The organism is Metapseudomonas resinovorans DSM 21078, from assembly GCF_000423545.1.
In the GTDB taxonomy this organism is placed as follows: Bacteria; Pseudomonadota; Gammaproteobacteria; order Pseudomonadales; family Pseudomonadaceae; genus Metapseudomonas; species Metapseudomonas resinovorans.
Genome location: NZ_AUIE01000002.1, coordinates 425,692 through 445,128, shown reverse-complemented (window position 1 = coordinate 445,128; position 19,437 = coordinate 425,692). Strand labels below are relative to the sequence as shown.

Genomic DNA, 19,437 nt, shown 5'->3' with positions numbered 1-19,437 from the left:
TGCTTGGGTTTTGAGAAAACCCTAAACTTGGCTCAGCAATCGCAAATAAACTCTCGAATTCACGAGTGTTACTTGTGATGCTGATAATCAGTTGACTATCAGTCTTACCTCACAAGCACCCACACGAATTGCTTGATTCAGTTGTTAAAGAGCGTTTCGATCAAGTCTTTCGTCTCAACCGAGGCTGCGCATTCTACAGCAGCCTTTCTTACTGTCAAGCTGTTTTTCGAAAATCTCTTTTCTACTCAACCGCTTGCGCCTTCGATCCGATCTCTCTTCTCGTCAGCGGGAGGCGCATTCTACAGCGCTCAATCACGCTGTCAACACCTCCTTTCCAACTTCGCTCGCCACCGGCGAACCTTGCGAAGCGGAACCTCCCAGCACCTTCGCCAACCACTTAACTCATTGATCTACAAGGAGTTTTGCTTGGCAACTCCGCTGGAAGAGGTGCGCATTATAGGGATGCAGATTCTGCCGTCAACACCTATTTGAAATTATCTTCAGCGCCTTTCTCGTGCCTATATAAGAAGGGCTAGATAACTTCTGCTTGGCGCAACGCCTCCACCTGTTCCGCTGCCAGTCCCAGCACACGCTGCAGCACGTCCTGGGTGTGTTCGCCGAGAAGCGGCGGTGGCATGCGGTACTCAACAGGGGTATCGGAAAGGCGCAATGGGCTGGCCACCTGTGGCACCACACCCGCCAACGGATGCTCGAGTTCGACCCGGAGACCCCGCGCCAACACCTGGGGATCGGCGAAGACCGCCGCCAGGTCGTTGATCGGACCACAGGGCACGCCGACTTCTTCCAACGCGCGGACCCATTCAGCCGTGGTTTTGAAGACGGTGGCCTGTCGAATCAGGGGAATCAGCTCGGCACGATGAGCGACTCGTGCCTTGTTGCTTGAAAAACGCGGGTCGTCCGCCCACTCCCGATGACCGGCGACCTCGCAAAACTTGCGGAACTGGCTGTCGTTACCCACGGTGAGGATGAAATCGCCATCCGCTGTCGGAAAGTCCTGGTAGGGCACGATGTTCGGATGAGCATTGCCAAGCCGCCGTGGCGGATTCCCCGTCGTCAGGTAGTTCATCGCCTGGTTCGCCAGGCAGGCCACCTGAACATCCAGCAGCGCCATGTCAATGTGTTGACCCTTGCCACTGATTTCCCTTGAGGCCAGTGCAGCCAGCATGGCCACCGAGGAATAGAGCCCGGTAAGAATGTCGGTCAGGGCCACACCGACCTTGACCGGACCGGCACCCTCTTCCTGATCGGAACGCCCGGTGATGCTCATCAGCCCACCCAGTCCCTGGATCATGAAGTCGTAGCCGGCGCGCTTGGCATAAGGGCCGGACTGACCGAAGCCGGTGATGGAGCAATAGATAAGACGCGGGTTGATGGCCTTCAGCGATTCATAGTCCAGCCCATAAGCCGCCAGCCCACCCACCTTGAAGTTCTCAATGAGGATGTCGGACTTCGCCGCCAGCTCGCGAACCAGCTTCTGGCCCTCGGGGCGGGTGAAGTCGACGGTTACCGACTGCTTGTTACGGTTGGCCGCGAGGAAGTAGGCCGCTTCGCTGGTATCACGGCCGTCGGCGCCTTTGAGGAAAGGTGGCCCCCAGGCGCGGGTGTCGTCGCCCGAGCCCGGACGTTCGACCTTGATGACCTCGGCCCCCAGGTCCGCGAGGATCTGACCGGCCCAAGGGCCAGCCAGTACGCGGGAGAGGTCGAGCACACGGATATGGGAGAGAGCACCGGCCATGGGATCACCTGGATTCGCGAAAGGACCCGGTCCTCCCTTCTATATAAGGAGAGAACCGGTCGAGGATCAGAAGAACGCCTGGATGCCGGTCTGTGCGCGACCGAGGATCAGTGCGTGGACGTCGTGGGTCCCCTCGTAGGTATTCACCACTTCCAGGTTGACCAGGTGACGGGCCACACCGAACTCATCGGAGATACCGTTGCCACCCAGCATGTCGCGGGCCATACGGGCGATGTCCAGGGCTTTGCCGCAGGAGTTGCGCTTCATGATCGAAGTGATTTCCACCGCGGCAGTGCCCTCGTCCTTCATTCGGCCCAGGCGCAGGCAGCCTTGCAGGGCGAGAGTGATTTCGGTCTGCATGTCGGCCAGCTTTTTCTGGATCAACTGATTGGCGGCCAACGGGCGACCGAACTGGTTGCGGTCCAGCACGTACTGGCGGGCGGTGTGCCAGCACGCCTCAGCAGCCCCCAGGGCGCCCCAGGAAATGCCGTAACGGGCGGAGTTCAGGCAAGTGAACGGACCGCGCAGGCCGCGCACGTCCGGGAAGGCGTTCTCTTCCGGCACGAAGACGTTGTCCATGACGATCTCGCCGGTGATGGAGGCGCGCAGGCCGACCTTGCCATGGATCACCGGCGCGGACAGGCCCTGCCAGCCCTTCTCGAGCACGAAGCCGCGGATCTCGCCGGCATCGTCCTTGGCCCAGACCACGAAGACATCGGCGATCGGGCTGTTGGTGATCCACATCTTGCTGCCGGTCAGGCGGTAGCCGCCGTCGACCTTCTTGGCGCGGGTAATCATCGAGCCCGGGTCGGAACCGTGGTTCGGCTCGGTCAGGCCGAAGCAGCCGATGTATTCGCCGCTGGCCAGTTTCGGCAGGTACTTCTGCTTGGTGGCTTCGTTGCCAAACTCGTAGATCGGCACCATCACCAGGGAGGACTGCACGCTCATCATCGAGCGGTAGCCAGAGTCCACGCGCTCCACTTCACGGGCAATCAAGCCGTAGCACACGTAGTTGAGGCCGCTGCCACCGTAGGCTTCCGGAATGGTCGCACCGAGCAGGCCGGTCTCGCCCATCTCGCGGAAGATCGCCGGATCGGTCTGCTCATGACGGAAGGCTTCGAGGACACGCGGAGCCAGCTTGTCAGCAGCGAACTGCTGGGCGCTGTCACGCACCATGCGCTCTTCCTCGTTGAGCTGCTGGTCCAGCAGGAGCGGGTCGATCCAGTTGAAGCTTGCTTTGGCGGCCATGGGGAGTGTCCTCGGTAAGCGGGAATCAGGGGCTGGGCCATCGCGGGACCCTGCCTTATTAGTGTTGACGCATCCTAGACAGCCTAGGCCGGATCAGACAAACGAGGATTTCGCATGCTGTTGTGCTAATTTCTCACTCCGAAACGCTATACCACGCTATTTACAGCCACCACTTGTGCCGCAGAGGTACAGCATGCGTCGGAAGATCCCCAGCACCGCCGCCCTGATCGCCTTCGAATCCGCCGCACGCCATCAGAGCTTCACCAAGGCGGCCGACGAGCTGGCACTGACCCAGAGCGCCATCTGCCGGCAGATTGCCGGGTTAGAGGAATTCCTCGGCCTGGAGCTGTTCCGCCGCTCACGGCGCGGGGTAAAACTGACCGAGGCTGGCCTGGCCTACTCTCGCCGTATCGCCACCCAGCTCGATGCGGTGGAGCGCGATACCCTCGCCGTGATGGGCCAGCAGGGGGCGATGACGGTGGAGCTGGCCATCGTTCCCACCTTCGGCACCCAGTGGCTGGTACCCCGACTGAAGGATTTCCAGCGTCTGCACCCGGAAGTCACGGTCAACCTGACCAACCGCACCCGCCCCTTCCTCTTTGCCGACACCGACTTCGATGCCGCCCTTTATTTTGGCGATGCCGAATGGTCAGGGACTCGCGCCGACTTCCTGATGCACGAAAACTCGGTGCCGGTGTGCAGCCCGGCGTTACTGGAAGGGCGCAGCAGCCTGGATGCCGAATCCATCGCCCGCCTGCCACTGCTGCAGCAGACCACCCGCCCCTACGCCTGGCGCCAGTGGTTCAGCTCCCTTGGAATGAACGTCGCCCGCGACCTCAGCGGGCCGCGCTACGAACTCTTCTCGATGTTGGCCCAGGCCGCCATGCACGAGATGGGCGTGGCGTTGATTCCGCCCTTCCTGATCCAACGCGAACTGGCCGACGGTCACCTGATGGTGGCTCACCCCCACAGTTTCCGCAGCGACAAGGCCTATTACCTGATCATCCCCGAACGCAAGCTCGAATCCGCCGCCCTGGGGGCCTTCCGCGACTGGCTGGTGGACGCTGCCCACCAGTATCGAAGTGAAGCCGGGCTGGATTGAGTCCCGCTGTAACCCCAGGTAGCAATCCTCGGCACCCACCTCGAAACGCCTACGAAACACCCCTTTCCAGCGTCCCCTCCCAGCAGCCCTATCACCCACTCGGGTGATAGGTGAAATCGCCCGTTCAGGCAGTTATGGCGCAGGTTGCGGCTGATTAGCATGAAGCCTCCCAAGACCCGCTCTGGAGAGCCGCATGACAACAAGAACAATGCGCGGAATCTTCCGGCCGCACACGCTGGCCGCCGCCGTCGCCCTGGGTTGCAGCGCCCAGGCACATGCCATCACGTTCAACATCGGTGACATCGAAGCTCAGTTCGACTCCTCCCTCTCGGTCGGGGCCAGTTGGGCCGTGCGTTCGCCCGATCCGGAGTTCATCTCCACCGCCAGCGGCGGCGAGGCGCTGTCGCGTACCTCAGACGACGGCCGCTTGAACTTCAAGAAGGGGGAAACCTTCTCGAAGATCTTCAAGGGCATTCACGACCTGGAACTCAAGTACGGCGATACCGGGGTATTCCTCCGCGGGAAGTACTGGTACGACTTCGAACTTAAGGATGAACACCGCCTCTTCTACGACATCGACGACCACAACCGTAAAGAGGGGGCCCAGTCTTCCGGCGCGCAGTTGCTCGATGCCTTCATCTACCACAACTACAACCTGGGCGACCTGCCGGGCAGCTTCCGGGTCGGCAAGCAGGTGGTGAGCTGGGGCGAAAGCACCTTCATCGGCAACAGCATCAACTCGATCAACCCCATCGACGCAGCGGCCTTCCGCCGCCCTGGCGCCGAGATCAAGGAAGGCTTGATCCCGGTGAACATGATCTACCTGTCCCAGAGCCTGACCGATAACCTCTCCGCCGAAGCCTTCTACCAGCTGGAATGGGACCAGACGGTGGCCGATAACTGCGGCACCTTCTTCTCCACCGCGGACGTGGTGGCCGACGGTTGCGTCGACCGCCTGGTGGTCGCCGGACCGGACCTGCCGCCCGGCGAGTCCACCAACACCGGTGGCACCCTCTATATCCCCCGCGCCGGCGACCGCGACGCCCGGGACAGTGGCCAGTTCGGCGTAGCGCTGCGCTGGTTCGTGCCGGAAATGAACGACACCGAGTTCGGCGCCTATGCGATGAACTATCACAGCCGCGGCCCGATCTTCAGCACCATTCGCACCACGACCCCGAGCGCTGCGATCATCCCCGGCGCTCCTGGTGCGCGTTACTTCATCGAGTACCCGGAAGACATTCGCCTCTACGGCTTGAGCTTCCAGACCAACGTTGAAGGCACGTCGCTGGCAGGCGAAGTCAGCTTCCGGCCGAACATGCCACTGCAACTCAACAGTACCGACCTGTCCTTCGCAGCCCTCGGCGTACCGGTTTCGCCGGTCTTCGAGAGCGGCCATGGTCGCAATCTCGCAGGCGAAGACCTGCATGGCTACGAGCGCAAGCCGGTCACGCAGGCGCAGGTCACCGCCACCCAGTTCGTTGACCAGGTAATGGGCGCCAGCCGCCTGACCCTGGTGGCCGAGGTGGGCTACAACCATATCGGCGGCCTGAACGACGACATCGGCGAACTGCGCTACGGCCGCGACCCCATCTACGGTCCAGGCCAGCTCTCCTCCCAGGCGCTCTGCCAGGCGCTTACCGCCACCAGCCCAACCCAGCGCGAGTGCAACGACAAAGGCTTCTACACCAGCAGCTCCTGGGGCTACCGCGCCCGCGCCAGCCTGGATTACAGCAACGTCATTGCCGGCATCAACCTGACCCCGAGCGTCGCCTGGTCCCATGACGTCGACGGCTATGGCCCGAACTTCAACGAAGGCTCCAAGGCCATCAGCCTCGGCCTCAACGCCGACTATCAGAACACCTACACCGCCAGCCTCAGCTACACCGACTTCTTCGGCGGGCACTACAACACGACCACTGACCGCGACTTCGTCGCCCTCAGCTTCGGCCTCAACTTCTGATCGCAAGGATTCCCGGAATGACCAAGAGAAGCATCCTGCAAAGTGGTGTCCTGGCCCTTAGCCTGCTGGCCACCAACGTCATGGCCGCTGTCACTCAGGAAGAGGCCGCGCAGCTAGGTGCCAGCCTTACCCCGCTGGGCGCGGAAAAGGTCGGCAACGCCGACGGCGGCATCCCGGCCTGGACCGGCGGCCTGCCGACCAACGCCGCCGTAGTCGACGCCAATGGCTTCCTCGGCAACCCCTATGCCAACGAGCAGCCACTGTTCACCATCACCGCTGCCAACGCCGAGCAGTACAAGGACAAACTGTCCCCCGGGCAGATGGCGATGTTCAAGCGCTACGCCAGTACCTACAAGATCCCGGTATACCCCAGCCACCGCAGCGCCGCCGCGCCTCAGGCCATCTATGACGCGGCCCGGCAAAGTGCCCTCAGCACCCAGCCGGTGGACGGCGGCAACGGCCTGTCCAACTTCGCCGACAGCCACTACTACGCCTTCCCCGTTCCCAAGGATGGCGTGCAGGTGATGTGGAACCACATCACCCGCTACCGCGGCGGTAATGCCCGCCGCCTGGTAATCCAGGCCACGCCGCAGACCAACGGTTCCTTCACCCCGGTGCAGTTCGAGGACGAAGTCGCCTTCCCGGCGGACATGGCCCAGCTGGACAAGGAGAAGTCGGCCAACGTGCTGCTCTACTTCAAGCAGCGGGTCCTGGCACCCTCGCGCCTGGCCGGCAACGTGCTGCTGGTTCACGAGACCATCGACCAGGTGAAGGAGCCACGCCTGGCCTGGCTCTACAACGCCGGCCAGCGCCGCGTGCGCCGCGCACCGCAGGTGGCCTATGACGGTCCCGGCACTGCCGCAGACGGCATGCGTACCGCCGACAACTTCGACATGTTCTCCGGCGCCCCGGACCGTTACGACTGGAAGCTGGTGGGCAAGAAGGAGATGTATATCCCCTACAACAGCTACAAGCTCGAATCGCCCCAACTCAAGTACAAGGAGATCGTCCAGCCGGGTCACCTGAACCAGGACCTGACCCGCTACGAACTGCACCGCGTGTGGGAAGTGGTCGCCACCCTCAAGCCCAACGAGCGGCACATCTATGCCAAGCGCCACTACTTCATCGACGAAGACAGCTGGCAGATCGCCTATGCCGACCATTACGACGGCCGTGGCCAGCTCTGGCGCGTCGGTGAAGGCCACGCCAGCTACCACTTCCAGCGCCAGGTCAGCACCTACGCGGTCGAGGCCCTCTACGACATCATCGCCGGACGCTACATCGCCCTCGGCCTGAAGAACGAAGAGAAGCACGGCATCGAGTTCGGCTTTGCCGCTACCGGCGCCGACTACACCCCGGCAGCCCTGCGCAACGCGGGCATCCGCTGATCTCCACGGGCGCCCCGTATCGCGGGGCGCCCCCTTTCCCCTTCCCGCTGCGTTATGGCGCCTCATCAGCGCTGTCCATGCTGCTTCAAGCCCGCCCAGGGGCCATCTAGTCTGCGAGGATTCGGTTCATCCATAACAACAACATCGCGAGAACCGCCCATGCACCGCCCCGGCCAGACACCGCACGTCCTTCCGTCTCGCCTGCCACGCCTGCCGCCGGCTCATGTCCCGCGTCCGCAGCTGGTCGACCGCCTCGCCGCGCAGGATGCCCAGCTACGCCTGCTCTGCGCCCCGGCCGGATTTGGCAAGAGCGTGCTACTCAACGAATTCCTCCGCACCCAGACCGAGTCCGCCCTGGTCATCTGGCTCAACCTCGCCGGCCAGCCATTGCCACCGGAACACGTGCTCGCGCAACTCGCGGCCGAGCTGGGTGAAACGGTACCATCGCTGCCTGCTGCCCAGGCCCTGCAGCACCTGCTGGCCCATCGCGGCGAGCGGATCTGGCTGGTCCTGGATGACTACCCAGGCCACCCCCCGGCCGGTCTTGATGACTGCATCGACCAGCTCCTGGCCCGCGCGCTGCCCGAATTGCGCCTGCTGGTCAGCGTGCGCCAGCGGCCGGCCTGGAACCTGCCCCGGCTGCTACTGGCCGGCGAACTGCTGGAACTGGACGCCAACCAACTGGCCCTCGACCGTCAGCAGCACGAGCGACTGGTAGACCAACTGGCGCCTAAAACCAGCGCCGCCCTGCGCGAGGAGCTCTGGCAGGAAACCGAAGGCTGGTGCGCCGGCGTGCGTCTGCACCTGTCCGGCAAGGCCCCCACCAGCTCCAGCGGTAATCACTGCTGGCTCAAGGAATACCTGGACCACGAACTGCTCAATCGCCTTAGCCCGGAAGAAGCCAACTGCCTGTTCGCCCTGTCGCACCTGCCGAAGGTGTCCGCCGACCTTTGCCAACACCTCTGGGAAGACAGCGACGGCGCCGAGCTCTTCGAGCGCCTGTTGGCGCGACAGGCCTTTTGCATGCCGCTGGACGAACACGGCACCTGGTACCGGGTGCTGCCCGCGGTGGCCCGCACCCTGCGCCATCGCATCAGCGAAGCCGCCGCCACCCGCCTGCACCTCAGCGCCTGCCGCATGTTCATCGCCGCCGGCCAGGTGGAAGACGCCATCGAGCAGGCGCTCTGTGCCGGCCAACCGGAAGCGGCCGCCAATTACCTGGAGCGCCTCGGCCAGGAATGGCTGACCGGAGAACAGCATCTGGCCCACCTGCTGGCCTGGCGCGCACGCCTGCCCGCCGCCCTGCTGGAGAGCACCCCGCGCCTGCTCTGCCTGAATGCCTGGGGCCTGCTGATTTCCTGGCGCCTTGACGAAGCCGAAGCCTGCATCGCCAAGCTCGGCCACTTCCTGCCGCAGCCGACCTCCCTGCGCAACCGCAAGCTGCTGGCCAACTGGCAGGCCCTGAACGGCGTACTCACGGCCTTGCGCAGCCAATCCGCGGCCAACGCGCAGCTGCACTGTCGCGAGGCCCTGGAGCACCTGCCGGAGCACGACTGGATGCCCATTCTGTTGTGCTACTCCAGCCTGGCGCGGGTCGCCATGTCCAGCGGCGCCCCGGAGGAGGCACAGCCGCACCTGCACAAGGCGCTGGAGATCGCCCGCCGCCAGGGCAGCCTGCTGTTCGAGGTGCTGATCAACCTCGATCGAATTCGCCTGCTCCTGCTGCGCGGTGAGTTCGGCCGGGCCCAGAACCTGCTGGAGCAAAGCTTTGCCCTGATCGGCCAGCGCAAACAGGTCGACAGCCTGATGCTCGGCCGCCTGCACCTGATCCAGGCCGAGTTGCACCTGATCGCCGATCGCCTGGACGACGCCGAGCGCGCCCTGCACACCGGCCTGGAGCAGGCCCTGGGCTGCCTGGACCCCTTCGCCCTCCACGGATTCCTCGGGCTGGCGGAACTCCACGCCCGCCGCGGCCAGTTCGACCAGGCCTACCAGGAACTTCGCGAGGCCGAGCGGCAGATGCATTGCCGCCAGGTGTGGCGCTACTCCTACAGCGGAGTGCTGCATCTGCAAAGCATGCGGGTGCAGGGGCGCCAAGGCCGCTGGGAGCGTATCGAACCGGCTGCCCTGCGCATCCAGCGCTACTTCATTGGCGAGCGCGCCTGGATGGCACCGCTGGACTACCCCACCCTGCCCCTGCGCAACCAATTGTTGCTGGCCCGCGCGCAGTTGGAGTCCGGCCGCGCCGAACAGGCCGAAGCCCTGCTCCAGCCGCTGCTGGAACACTGCCACTTGCTGCAGCTCGCGCCCTTGGGCTGCGAAGTGCGCCTTGCCCTTGCCGCTACCTGGCGCGCCCTCGGCCGCACCGAAGCCTGCGAACTGCAACGCCAGGCGCTGGAACACGCCGAGCGTCTGGGCATGCACGGGCTGCTGCGCGATTACCCGCGCAGAGACGGCACAGGAACAGCAGAAGGCGACCAGGCCAGCCTGCTCAGCCAGCGCGAACGCGCCGTGCTGCAACTGCTGGCCGAGGGCTTCTCGAACCAGGAGATCGGCGGCTACCTGTTCATTTCGGTGAACACCGTGAAAACCCATACCAAGAAGATCAACAGCAAGCTCGGCGTGAAGCGCCGCACGCAGGCAGTGATGCGCGCCAAGACGCTGGGCTTGCTGGTCTGACAGTGCCCATCCCCGCACTGAATGCAGAACCCTAGCCCGGATGAAATCCGGGCTACCAATGACGTTTCCCCCCTTTCCATACCGCGACAATATGGCGCAACCCCCGGAGCGACTGGCCTGCGCGCGAACTACGCTTCTCCCTGCAAACAGGCCGAGAAGCCATTCTTGACCCTGTAGTCAAACATTTTCAAAAGCTACAGAACGCCCATTTTCCGCCGCCTTATGGCAACTATTAAAAAGTCTGATTAACAGTGCTCCAGCCATTAACGGCAGGATGTTACGGACTGCAAGCCTGTACTGGCGCCGCTTTGATGGAAAGTCATTCAGCTTCGGGATAGGACGCGGTTCTGGTTGAACCGACCAACAAGGGTCTCTGCCAGCCATGACGGGGCCTGGAAGGCCAACCAGAGACAGCAGGTCTAAACATGACTTGTAGTTATTAGAGCGTTTTACTCCAGAACTGCTTGAAGCAGTTGCGGTTCCGATTGCAGAATGCCGCGCCTCTAAGGTTTTGGCCGTTGCGATACCAGGCTGTTGAAAGGCGGATCCGCCTCGCCAGAGCACCATCCGTAGTGCACTGGTTCACCAGATCGATCACGCAGGAGATTTGAAGTGCACATCGGTGTTCCTCTCGAAACCCACGCCGGGGAGACGCGGGTTGCCGCAACACCCGAGACCATCAAGAAGCTGGTGAGCCAGGGCCACCAGGTGACGGTGCAAAGCGGTGCCGGCGTCAGCGCCTGCATTCCGGACAGCGCCTTCGAAGCCGTTGGCGCCGCCATCGGCAATGACGCCGCTGCCTTTGGTGCCGACCTCGTGCTGAAAGTGGTTGCCCCGACCGAGGCCGAACTGGCCCATATGCGCGTAGGCGCGGTGCTGGTCGGCATGCTCAACCCCTTCAGCAACGAGATCATCGCGCGCATGAACGCCCGCGGCATCACCGCCTTCGCCCTCGAAGCGGCGCCGCGCACCTCCCGCGCCCAGAGCCTCGACGTGCTGTCTTCCCAGGCCAACATCGCCGGCTACAAGTCGGTACTGCTGGCCGCTCACCACTATCCGCGCTTCATGCCCATGCTGATGACCGCTGCCGGCACCGTGAAGGCCGCGCGCATCCTCATCCTCGGTGCTGGCGTTGCCGGCCTGCAGGCCATCGCCACGGCCAAGCGCCTGGGTGCGGTGATCGAGGCCTCCGACGTGCGCCCGGCGGTGAAGGAGCAGATCGAATCCCTCGGCGCCAAGTTCGTCGACGTGCCCTTCGAGACCGATGAAGAGCGCGAATGCGCCCAGGGCGTCGGCGGTTACGCCCGCCCGATGCCGGCCTCCTGGATGGAGCGCCAGGCCAAGGCCGTGCATGAGCGCGCCAAGCAGTCGGACATCGTCATCACCACCGCACTGATCCCGGGCCGCAAGGCGCCGACCCTGCTGCACGAGGCCACCGTTGCCGAAATGAAGCCGGGCTCCGTGGTCATCGACCTGGCCGCCTCCCAGGGTGGCAACTGCCCGCTGACCGAAGCCGACCAGGTCGTGGTCAAGCACGGCGTGACCATCGTCGGCCACAGCAACCTGGCAGCCATGGTCCCGGCGGACGCTTCCGCCCTCTATGCACGCAACCTGCTGGACTTCCTCAAGCTGGTCATCGACAAGGACGGCCAGTTCCATCTCAACCTCGAAGACGACATCGTCGCCGCGTGCCTGATGTGCCGCGACGGCCAGGTCGTCCGTAACAACGGCTAAGGGGAAGCGGACATGGATCTGATTTCTGACGGCATCTACAACCTGATCATCTTCGTGCTGGCCATCTACGTCGGCTACCACGTGGTGTGGAACGTTACCCCGGCCCTGCACACCCCGCTGATGGCCGTGACCAACGCCATCTCGGCCATCGTGATCGTCGGCGCCATGCTGGCCGCCGCCCTCACTGTGACCCCGCTGGGCAAGACCATGGGCACCCTGGCCGTGGCCCTGGCTGCGGTGAACGTCTTCGGTGGCTTCCTGGTCACCCGTCGCATGCTGGAAATGTTCAAGAAGAAAGCGCCGAAAGCGGCTGCGGAGAAACACTGACCATGAGCATGAACCTGATCACTGTTCTCTACCTCGTCGCCTCGGTGTGCTTCATCCAGGCGCTCAAGGGCCTGTCGCACCCGACCTCGTCGCGTCGCGGCAACCTGTTCGGCATGGTCGGCATGGCCATCGCCGTACTCACCACCGTTGGCCTCATCTATAAACTCGGCGCCGAACTGGCGACCCAGGGCATCGGCTACGTCATCGTCGGCCTGCTGGTCGGCGGCACCGCCGGGTCGATCATGGCCAAGCGCGTAGAAATGACCAAGATGCCGGAACTGGTCGCCTTCATGCACAGCATGATCGGTCTGGCCGCCGTGTTCATCGCCATCGCCGCCGTGGTCGAGCCCCAGTCGCTCGGCATCGTGGCTGCCCTGGGCGATGCCATCCCGGCCGGTAACCGCCTTGAGCTGTTCCTCGGCGCAGCCATCGGTGCCGTCACCTTCTCCGGTTCGGTAATCGCCTTCGGCAAGCTGTCGGGCAAGTACAAGTTCCGCCTGTTCCAAGGTGCTCCGGTGCAGTTCGCCGGCCAGCACAAGCTGAACCTGCTGGTAGGCCTGGCGATCATCGCCCTGGGCCTGTACTTCACCTTCACCGGCAACATTGCTGCCTTCGCCCTGCTGGTGGCGCTCGCCTTCGTCATCGGCGTGCTGATCATCATCCCGATCGGCGGCGCCGACATGCCGGTGGTGGTGTCCATGCTGAACAGCTACTCGGGCTGGGCGGCGGCCGGTATCGGCTTCTCGCTGAACAACTCGATGCTGATCATCGCCGGCTCCCTGGTGGGCTCCTCGGGTGCGATCCTCTCCTACATCATGTGCAAGGCGATGAACCGCTCCTTCTTCAACGTCATCCTCGGCGGCTTTGGTGCCGAAGCTGACGCCGGAGCCGCGGCTGGCAGCAAGGAACAGCGTCCGGTGAAGTCCGGCTCGTCCGACGACGCCGCCTTCCTGCTGACCAACGCCGACAGCGTGATCATCGTTCCCGGCTACGGCCTGGCGGTGGCCCGTGCCCAGCACGCACTGATGGAACTGTCCGAGAAGCTGTCCCACCGTGGCGTGAACGTGAAGTACGCGATCCACCCGGTTGCCGGCCGTATGCCGGGCCACATGAACGTCCTGCTGGCCGAGGCCGAAGTGCCTTACGAGCAGGTGTTCGAGATGGAAGACATCAACTCCGAGTTCGGCCAGGCCGACGTCGTACTGGTGCTCGGCGCCAACGACGTGGTCAACCCCGCTGCGAAGAACGATCCGAAGTCGCCCATCGCCGGCATGCCGATCCTGGAAGCCTTCAAGGCCAAGACCATCATCGTGAACAAGCGCTCCATGGCCAGCGGCTACGCCGGCCTGGACAACGAACTGTTCTACATGGACAAGACCATGATGGTGTTCGGCGACGCGAAGAAAGTGATCGAGGACATGGTCAAGGCTGTCGACTGAGTCCTACCCCGCGATACCGAGAACCCCGGCCTGGTGCCGGGGTTTTTGTTTTCAGCGCTCCCGGTATGGGGTGCCTTGGTTGTAGGGGCGAATTCAATCGCCAAGGGTCGCACAGCGGCCCCGATTCGAGATTGCGGATGGCAGACCTTCGGCGTGCTTGGCGATTGACATCGCCCCTGCCGGCAATCCGACCCGCCGGCCATTAACCGACAAAAGGCCCTGAATAGAGCCATTTCTTCGACCTTGGTATAGAAGCCGGGCACAGCCTCAGTCCCTAGACTGCGCGGCTCCCACCCGTTGTCCGAGGTTTTCCCCATGTACTCTGATCGCGTGCGCCTGCCCTCCCTGCTGGGCAAGGTGATGAGTGCGGCCGACGCCGCTGCCCTGATCGAAGACGGCATGACCGTCGGCATGAGCGGTTTCACCCGCGCCGGCGAAGCCAAGGCCGTGCCCCAGGCACTGGCCGCACGAGCCAAGGAGCATCCGCTGCAGATCAGCCTGATGACCGGCGCAAGCCTCGGCAACGACCTCGACAAGCAACTCACCGAAGCCGGCGTGCTGGCCCGCCGCATGCCCTTCCAGGTGGACAGCACCCTGCGCAAGGCGATCAATGCCGGTGAGGTGATGTTCATCGACCAGCACCTGTCGGAAACCGTCGAACAGCTGCGCAACCACCAACTCAAGCTGCCCGACATCGCCGTGATCGAAGCGGTGGCCATCACCGAGCAAGGTCACATCGTACCAACGACATCCGTGGGCAATTCCGCCAGTTTCGCGATCTTCGCCAAGCGGGTGATCGTCGAGATCAACCTGGCTCACAACCCCAACCTGGAAGGTCTGCACGACATCTATATCCCCACCTACCGGCCGACCCGCACGCCGATCCCGCTGACCCGCGTGGACGATCGCATCGGCGGCAGCGCCATTCCGATCGACCGGGCCAAGATCGCCGCCATCGTCATCACCGAGCAGCCGGACTCCCTGTCCACCGTACTGCCGCCGGACCACGAGACCCAGGCCATCGCCGACCACCTGATCGACTTCTTCAAGCGAGAAGTGGAAGCCGGCCGCATGAGCAACAGCCTCGGCCCGCTGCAGGCCGGCATCGGCAGCATCGCCAACGCCGTGATGTGCGGCCTGATCGATTCGCCGTTCCAGGACCTCACCATGTATTCCGAGGTGCTGCAGGATTCCACCTTCGATCTGATTGACGCGGGCAAGCTGCGCTTCGCCTCGGGCAGCTCCGTCACCCTGTCCGCGCGCCGCAATGCCGACGTGTTCGGCAACCTGGAGCGCTACAAGGACAAACTGGTGTTGCGCCCGCAGGAAATCTCCAACCACCCCGAAGTGGTGCGCCGCCTCGGCATCATCGGCATCAATACCGCGCTGGAATTCGACATTTACGGCAATGTGAATTCCACCCACGTGGGCGGCACCAGGATGATGAACGGCATCGGCGGCTCCGGCGACTTCGCCCGTAATGCCCACCTGGCCATCTTCGTCACCAAATCCATTGCCAAGGGCGGCGCCATCTCCAGCGTAGTGCCCATGGTCAGCCACGTGGACCACACCGAGCACGATGTGGACATCCTGGTCACCGAACAGGGTTTGGCCGACCTGCGCGGCCTGGCACCTCGCGAGCGCGCCCGCGCGATCATCGACAACTGTGTCCACCCGGATTACCGCCAGCCGCTGCAGGATTACTTCAGTGCAGCCTGCGCCAAGGGTGGTCACACCCCGCACCTGCTACGCGAAGCCATGTCCTGGCATATCAATCTGGAAGAAAACGGTCGAATGCTGGCCAACTGATCCGCTCTGAGCAAAACAGTTATGAGCTTGTAACCTTTGTTTCTGACAAAAAGATCAAAAAACAGTTTCTGAAAATCCTGAACTGTACTGTTCAAAAACCCTACTGCTTGTTATTTGAACAGGAAAAAATGCCGTTTCCCGTTGGATCACGAGTGATTCAACGGGGCACCCGTACAGTTTCGTGTTATTTAAGCGAAACAGTTGATAAGCATGCTAATAAAGACCAACACAATTTAGAGGAACTGTGACTACAGTCGCGGCTGTTCTGGGTAGATCATAGGCACCAGTTGATAACCAAGCCCCGTCACAAGCGGGAAGGACCTGCCGCCATGGAACGTACCCTCAGTTCCGACCTGATTTTCGAAAGCGCCGAACAATCCCCGAAATCCTCGTGGGCCCTGCGCACCATCTCCACCCTGCTGCTGTGGCAGCGTCGCATCGCCAGCCGTCACCAACTGGCCATGCTGGACCACCGCCTGCTGGCCGACGCCGGCATCAGCGAAGCCCAGCGCGAAGCCGAACTGAACAAGCCCTTCTGGCGCTAAGCAGTTCGCCGGGCCAAACGGCCCGCAGGCAATACCCCAGACAGAACCCGTCGCAGCCCGCGACGGGTTTCGTCGTTTCTGGGCCCAGGAAACGCCTGCATCGCCCACATCCCCGCCTCTGGATGAGCGCGCCCCACTCTTCCGGCACAGACAGTTTCAATCCAACCAGTACAGTTGCTAAAAGTACGAACCTGCTACAGCACAATTTAACCTGACTGTGACTGCACAGTTTTCCCCGGGAACGAGATCATGGCCCTCCATAACCCATCCCCGCGTCGACGCGGGAAGGAGTCACGCCATGGACCGCACCCTGACGGCCTCGGCTCACCCAACTCAATCCCCAACCGGACTCCCGGCGGCCCCCTGGTACCTGCGCCTGTTCGCCACCCTGGCCCAGTGGGCACGCAACGCTCGCACCCGCCGTCAGTTGGCGAAGCTGGATGGCCGCGCCCTCGCAGATGTCGGTATCAGCCCCAGCGATCGCTTCGCGGAACTGGAGAAACCGTTCTGGCGCTGAGCCTTGCAGCCATGGGCGGCTCCTTGCCAGCACTGGCCCGCGAGCCTCACATTGACTAGGCTTTCCATCCAGCCGGTGGCGCTCTTCGCGCTACCGCCCCGGTCAGCAAAGGAGCCCCCCATGACCTCTTTCCGCCTGCTCAGCGCCGCCGCCCTGCTGGCGCTTGCCACAAGTGCCTCAGCCACTAGCTTCGTGGTCACCACTGACGCCGTGGTGAACGCCGTCGCGGCCACCTCGGATGCCACTTCCGACGTCACCTCCTCGTTCAAGGACGACAAGATCGTGCTCGCCGCCCGTGACGACGCGGCAAGCTTCGTCGCCAGCGCCGGTGACATCCGTGGCGCCCAGCTCGAAGCCGCGTTCAAGCACATCCGCGGCGCCCAGCCGCAACTGGCTGCCAGCGACCTGCAACTGGCTCAGGCCATCCTCGCCCTCTGACGGCACCCATCGGGCCGCGCACAACGCGCGGCCCATCGGGCTGCACCCCCCGTGCTGCCTGGCTCTCGTCTGCCCATTCCGCTAACCTTCGCGCCCGGTATCCGCGGCTGAGAACTGCCGAAGGATATTTCCGTCCAACTACCTTAGAAATTTCCAACGGAGAGCCTCCATGCGCCGCTCGCTGTCTGTCGCAGCCATCGCCCTTTCCCTCGTTGCCGGTGCCGCCCAGGCCCAGACCCTGGTGGCGACCAGCAACATCATCGTCCGCGCGCTGGACCGCACCCTCGACTTCACCTCCGATACCACCACCTCTATCCGTGACATGAAGGTGGTGATCGCCGCCCGTGACGACGCCGCCAGCTTCGTCGCCAGCGCCGGCGAAATCCGTGGCGCCCAGCTGGAGGCCGCCTTCGGTGCCCTGCGCGAGCAGTTCCCGCAAGCCCGCGAGGCCAGCGACCTGGCCTTGGCAGAAAGCATCCTCGCCCTCTGACCCCGCACGAGTATCGACCTCTGAACATCTGGTTGCGCCTGATCTGCCTGGGCGGCCTGCTGCTGGCGGCCACGGCCCGGGCCGACCTGCGTTTGGTGCTGGACGGCGAAGGCCTCACTCCGGCCCAGCGCCAGGCCAGCCAGCAACTGCTGGACGAAGCCTACGCCGCCCTGCCACCGGCCTTCATCCAGCGCCTGGATCGGGACGTGGAAGTGGCCTGGAGCGTTGATCTGCCGGAAAACGGCTACGGCCGCACCACCCGTTTCGACGCCCTGGTGCTCAATCGCAACCTGCTGGCCAGCCTGACCGATGGCAGTGCGGCCACGCAGAGAACCGACCGCGTCCACGGCACCGTGCGCCGCGAAATGCTCGCCACGGTGCTCCACGAGCTGACCCATCTCTACGACCGCGCCCGGCTCTGGTCCGCCGCCGACCGGACGCAACAGTTCCGCTGCCGTAACCAGGCCGCCAGCAGCGGCCTGGTGGGCTTGCCGGGCGATTGCCGGGGCCAGACAGCACGACGCTTCACCTTCAGCGACGACCCGCGTCTACTCGACCTCGCCGGCTGGCCGCAGTACGTCGGCAAGCGTGGCCTGCGCGAACAGGACAACCACCAGGTGGCACGCAGCCCGGACATCTACGAGCTGAAGAACTCCCGCGAATTCGTCGCGGTGAACATGGAGTACTTTCTCCTCGACCCGGCCTATGCCTGCCGCCGACCGGCGCTCTATCGCTACTACCGCGCGCACTTCGGCTGGGCGCCGGCGCAGCGGGCCGACTGTAACGACGGCTACGCCTACCTCAACGCCGGCCGCGACTTCGCTAAGCAGCCCCTGGGCAAGCTCGATCCCGAGCGCGTCTACGAAGTCGACTACCTGTTCGCCGAGGCCAACCAGAACTGGGTCAGCCGCTGGGGCCACAGCATGCTGCGCCTGGTGATCTGCGCCCCGGGTCGCCCACGTGGGCCGGACTGCCGCCTCGACCTCGACCAGCATCTGGTGCTCTCCTACCGCGCCTTCGTCGGCGATGTGCAGCTTTCCAGTTGGGACGGCCTCACCGGCGCCTATCCCTCCCGCCTGTTCGTGCTGCCATTGCACCAGGTGATCGAGGAATACACCAAGGTGGAGCTGCGCAGCCTCGCCTCGGTCCCGCTCAAGCTCAGCCGCGGGGAGGTCGACGCCCTGGTGGAGCACGCAGCCGAGATGCACTGGAGCTACGACGGCGACTACTGGTTCCTCTCCAACAACTGCGCGGTGGAGACCCTCAAGCTGCTCCGCAGCGGCACCGATCACCCGGCGCTGCGCGACCTCGACAGCATCATGCCCAACGGCCTGCTGAAGCTGCTGGAGGGTCGCGACGTGGCCGACCGCACGCCGCTGGAAGATCCCAGGGAGGCGCTGCGCCTTGGCTATCGCTTCGACTCCTTCCGCGACCGCTACCAGGCCATGTTCACGGTCATCCGCGAGCGGCTGAAGGTGCCCCAGGAAGAGGTGGAAGACTGGCTGGAACTGACTGCCGAACAGCGCCGCCCCTGGTTCGACAAGGCCGATCTACGCGCCAGCGCCGCCCTGCTCCTGCTGGAGCAGGCTGCCCAGCGCCGCCAGTTGCTGCTGGCCCAGGACGAACTCAAGCGCAATTACCTCAGCTCCCGCGAGCAGGCCGGGCAGACCCGTTTCGCCAAGGCCGGTGGCACCCTGGAACAACTGCTCGCCAACAGCGGCTTCCTCAGCCGCCCGGCGGAGCTGCTGCAAGGGGGCTATGGCCTGCCGCAGAGCGCCGAATGGCAGCGCCTGGAGGCAGAAAGCAGCAGCCGCCAGCAGACCATGCGCAAGCTCAACGACGACCTCGACCGCGAAGTGCGCAGCCTGCTGGAGCCCCAGCGCATGTCTGAGCTGAACGCCACCGAGGCCAACCTCAAGGCCATCGGTGCGCACCTGCGCCAGTTGCACAAGGACGCCGGCGGGCTCGTGCTCCCTTGATCCCTTGCTGATGGGTATCGTTGGCC

At 63.8% G+C, this 19,437-nt stretch carries 15 protein-coding genes; 13 read left to right on the top strand and 2 right to left on the bottom strand.

Annotated elements, in window-relative coordinates:
- Positions 1-532: 532 nt before the first annotated feature.
- Both G559_RS0104625 and G559_RS0104620 read right to left on the bottom strand, forming a co-directional pair.
- Complete coding sequence (locus G559_RS0104625) at positions 533-1,756, bottom strand: CaiB/BaiF CoA transferase family protein (RefSeq protein ID WP_028627132.1); 1,224 nt, start codon at positions 1,754-1,756, stop codon at positions 533-535.
- Positions 1,757-1,822: 66 nt separating this feature from the next.
- The gene (locus G559_RS0104620; protein ID WP_028627131.1) at positions 1,823-3,004 is read right to left on the bottom strand and encodes an acyl-CoA dehydrogenase; all 1,182 of its coding nucleotides are present in this window, start codon (positions 3,002-3,004) and stop codon (positions 1,823-1,825) included.
- Positions 3,005-3,197: 193 nt separating this feature from the next.
- On the opposite strand from G559_RS0104620, the gene G559_RS0104615 reads away from it, so the two are divergent.
- The 13 genes from G559_RS0104615 to G559_RS0104555 all read left to right on the top strand — a co-directional run bounded on the left by G559_RS0104615 (position 3,198) and on the right by G559_RS0104555 (position 19,411).
- Positions 3,198-4,106, top strand: a complete 909-nt coding sequence (locus tag G559_RS0104615) for a LysR family transcriptional regulator (RefSeq protein WP_028627130.1) — start codon at positions 3,198-3,200, stop codon at positions 4,104-4,106.
- A gap of 193 nt (positions 4,107-4,299) precedes the next feature.
- Positions 4,300-6,066, top strand: coding sequence for a DUF1302 domain-containing protein (locus G559_RS0104610; RefSeq protein ID WP_028627129.1), 1,767 nt, complete (start codon positions 4,300-4,302; stop codon positions 6,064-6,066).
- A gap of 17 nt (positions 6,067-6,083) precedes the next feature.
- Complete coding sequence (locus G559_RS0104605) at positions 6,084-7,454, top strand: DUF1329 domain-containing protein (protein ID WP_028627128.1); 1,371 nt, start codon at positions 6,084-6,086, stop codon at positions 7,452-7,454.
- A 159-nt stretch (positions 7,455-7,613) separates the two neighbouring features.
- Positions 7,614-10,133, top strand: coding sequence for a LuxR C-terminal-related transcriptional regulator (locus G559_RS30590; RefSeq protein WP_028627127.1), 2,520 nt, complete (start codon positions 7,614-7,616; stop codon positions 10,131-10,133).
- Between the two features lie 612 nt (positions 10,134-10,745).
- A complete protein-coding gene (locus tag G559_RS0104595; protein ID WP_028627126.1) occupies positions 10,746-11,867 on the top strand; it encodes a Re/Si-specific NAD(P)(+) transhydrogenase subunit alpha in 1,122 nt (373 codons plus the stop codon).
- A gap of 12 nt (positions 11,868-11,879) precedes the next feature.
- Positions 11,880-12,194 (top strand): NAD(P) transhydrogenase subunit alpha, encoded by a 315-nt coding sequence (locus G559_RS0104590; protein ID WP_003458205.1) that lies wholly within the window; start codon positions 11,880-11,882, stop codon positions 12,192-12,194.
- Positions 12,195-12,196: 2 nt separating this feature from the next.
- A complete protein-coding gene (locus G559_RS0104585; protein WP_028627125.1) occupies positions 12,197-13,633 on the top strand; it encodes an NAD(P)(+) transhydrogenase (Re/Si-specific) subunit beta in 1,437 nt (478 codons plus the stop codon).
- 315 nt (positions 13,634-13,948) lie between these two features.
- Complete coding sequence (locus G559_RS0104580; protein ID WP_028627124.1) at positions 13,949-15,442, top strand: acetyl-CoA hydrolase/transferase family protein; 1,494 nt, start codon at positions 13,949-13,951, stop codon at positions 15,440-15,442.
- A gap of 329 nt (positions 15,443-15,771) precedes the next feature.
- The gene (locus G559_RS0104575) at positions 15,772-15,987 is read left to right on the top strand and encodes a DUF1127 domain-containing protein (protein WP_028627123.1); all 216 of its coding nucleotides are present in this window, start codon (positions 15,772-15,774) and stop codon (positions 15,985-15,987) included.
- Between the two features lie 298 nt (positions 15,988-16,285).
- Entirely contained in the window at positions 16,286-16,504 is a 219-nt protein-coding gene (locus G559_RS0104570) for a DUF1127 domain-containing protein (RefSeq protein WP_028627122.1), read from the top strand.
- Positions 16,505-16,624: 120 nt separating this feature from the next.
- Positions 16,625-16,942 carry a DUF2388 domain-containing protein gene (locus G559_RS0104565; RefSeq protein ID WP_028627121.1) on the top strand — a complete coding sequence of 106 codons (318 nt, stop codon included), beginning with the start codon at positions 16,625-16,627 and terminating at the stop codon, positions 16,940-16,942.
- A gap of 169 nt (positions 16,943-17,111) precedes the next feature.
- Positions 17,112-17,432, top strand: a complete 321-nt coding sequence (locus G559_RS0104560) for a DUF2388 domain-containing protein (RefSeq protein WP_028627120.1) — start codon at positions 17,112-17,114, stop codon at positions 17,430-17,432.
- A 26-nt stretch (positions 17,433-17,458) separates the two neighbouring features.
- Positions 17,459-19,411: an Lnb N-terminal periplasmic domain-containing protein gene (locus G559_RS0104555; protein ID WP_036996850.1), complete on the top strand. Its 1,953-nt coding sequence runs from the start codon at positions 17,459-17,461 to the stop codon at positions 19,409-19,411.
- The last annotated feature ends 26 nt before the right edge of the window (positions 19,412-19,437 follow it).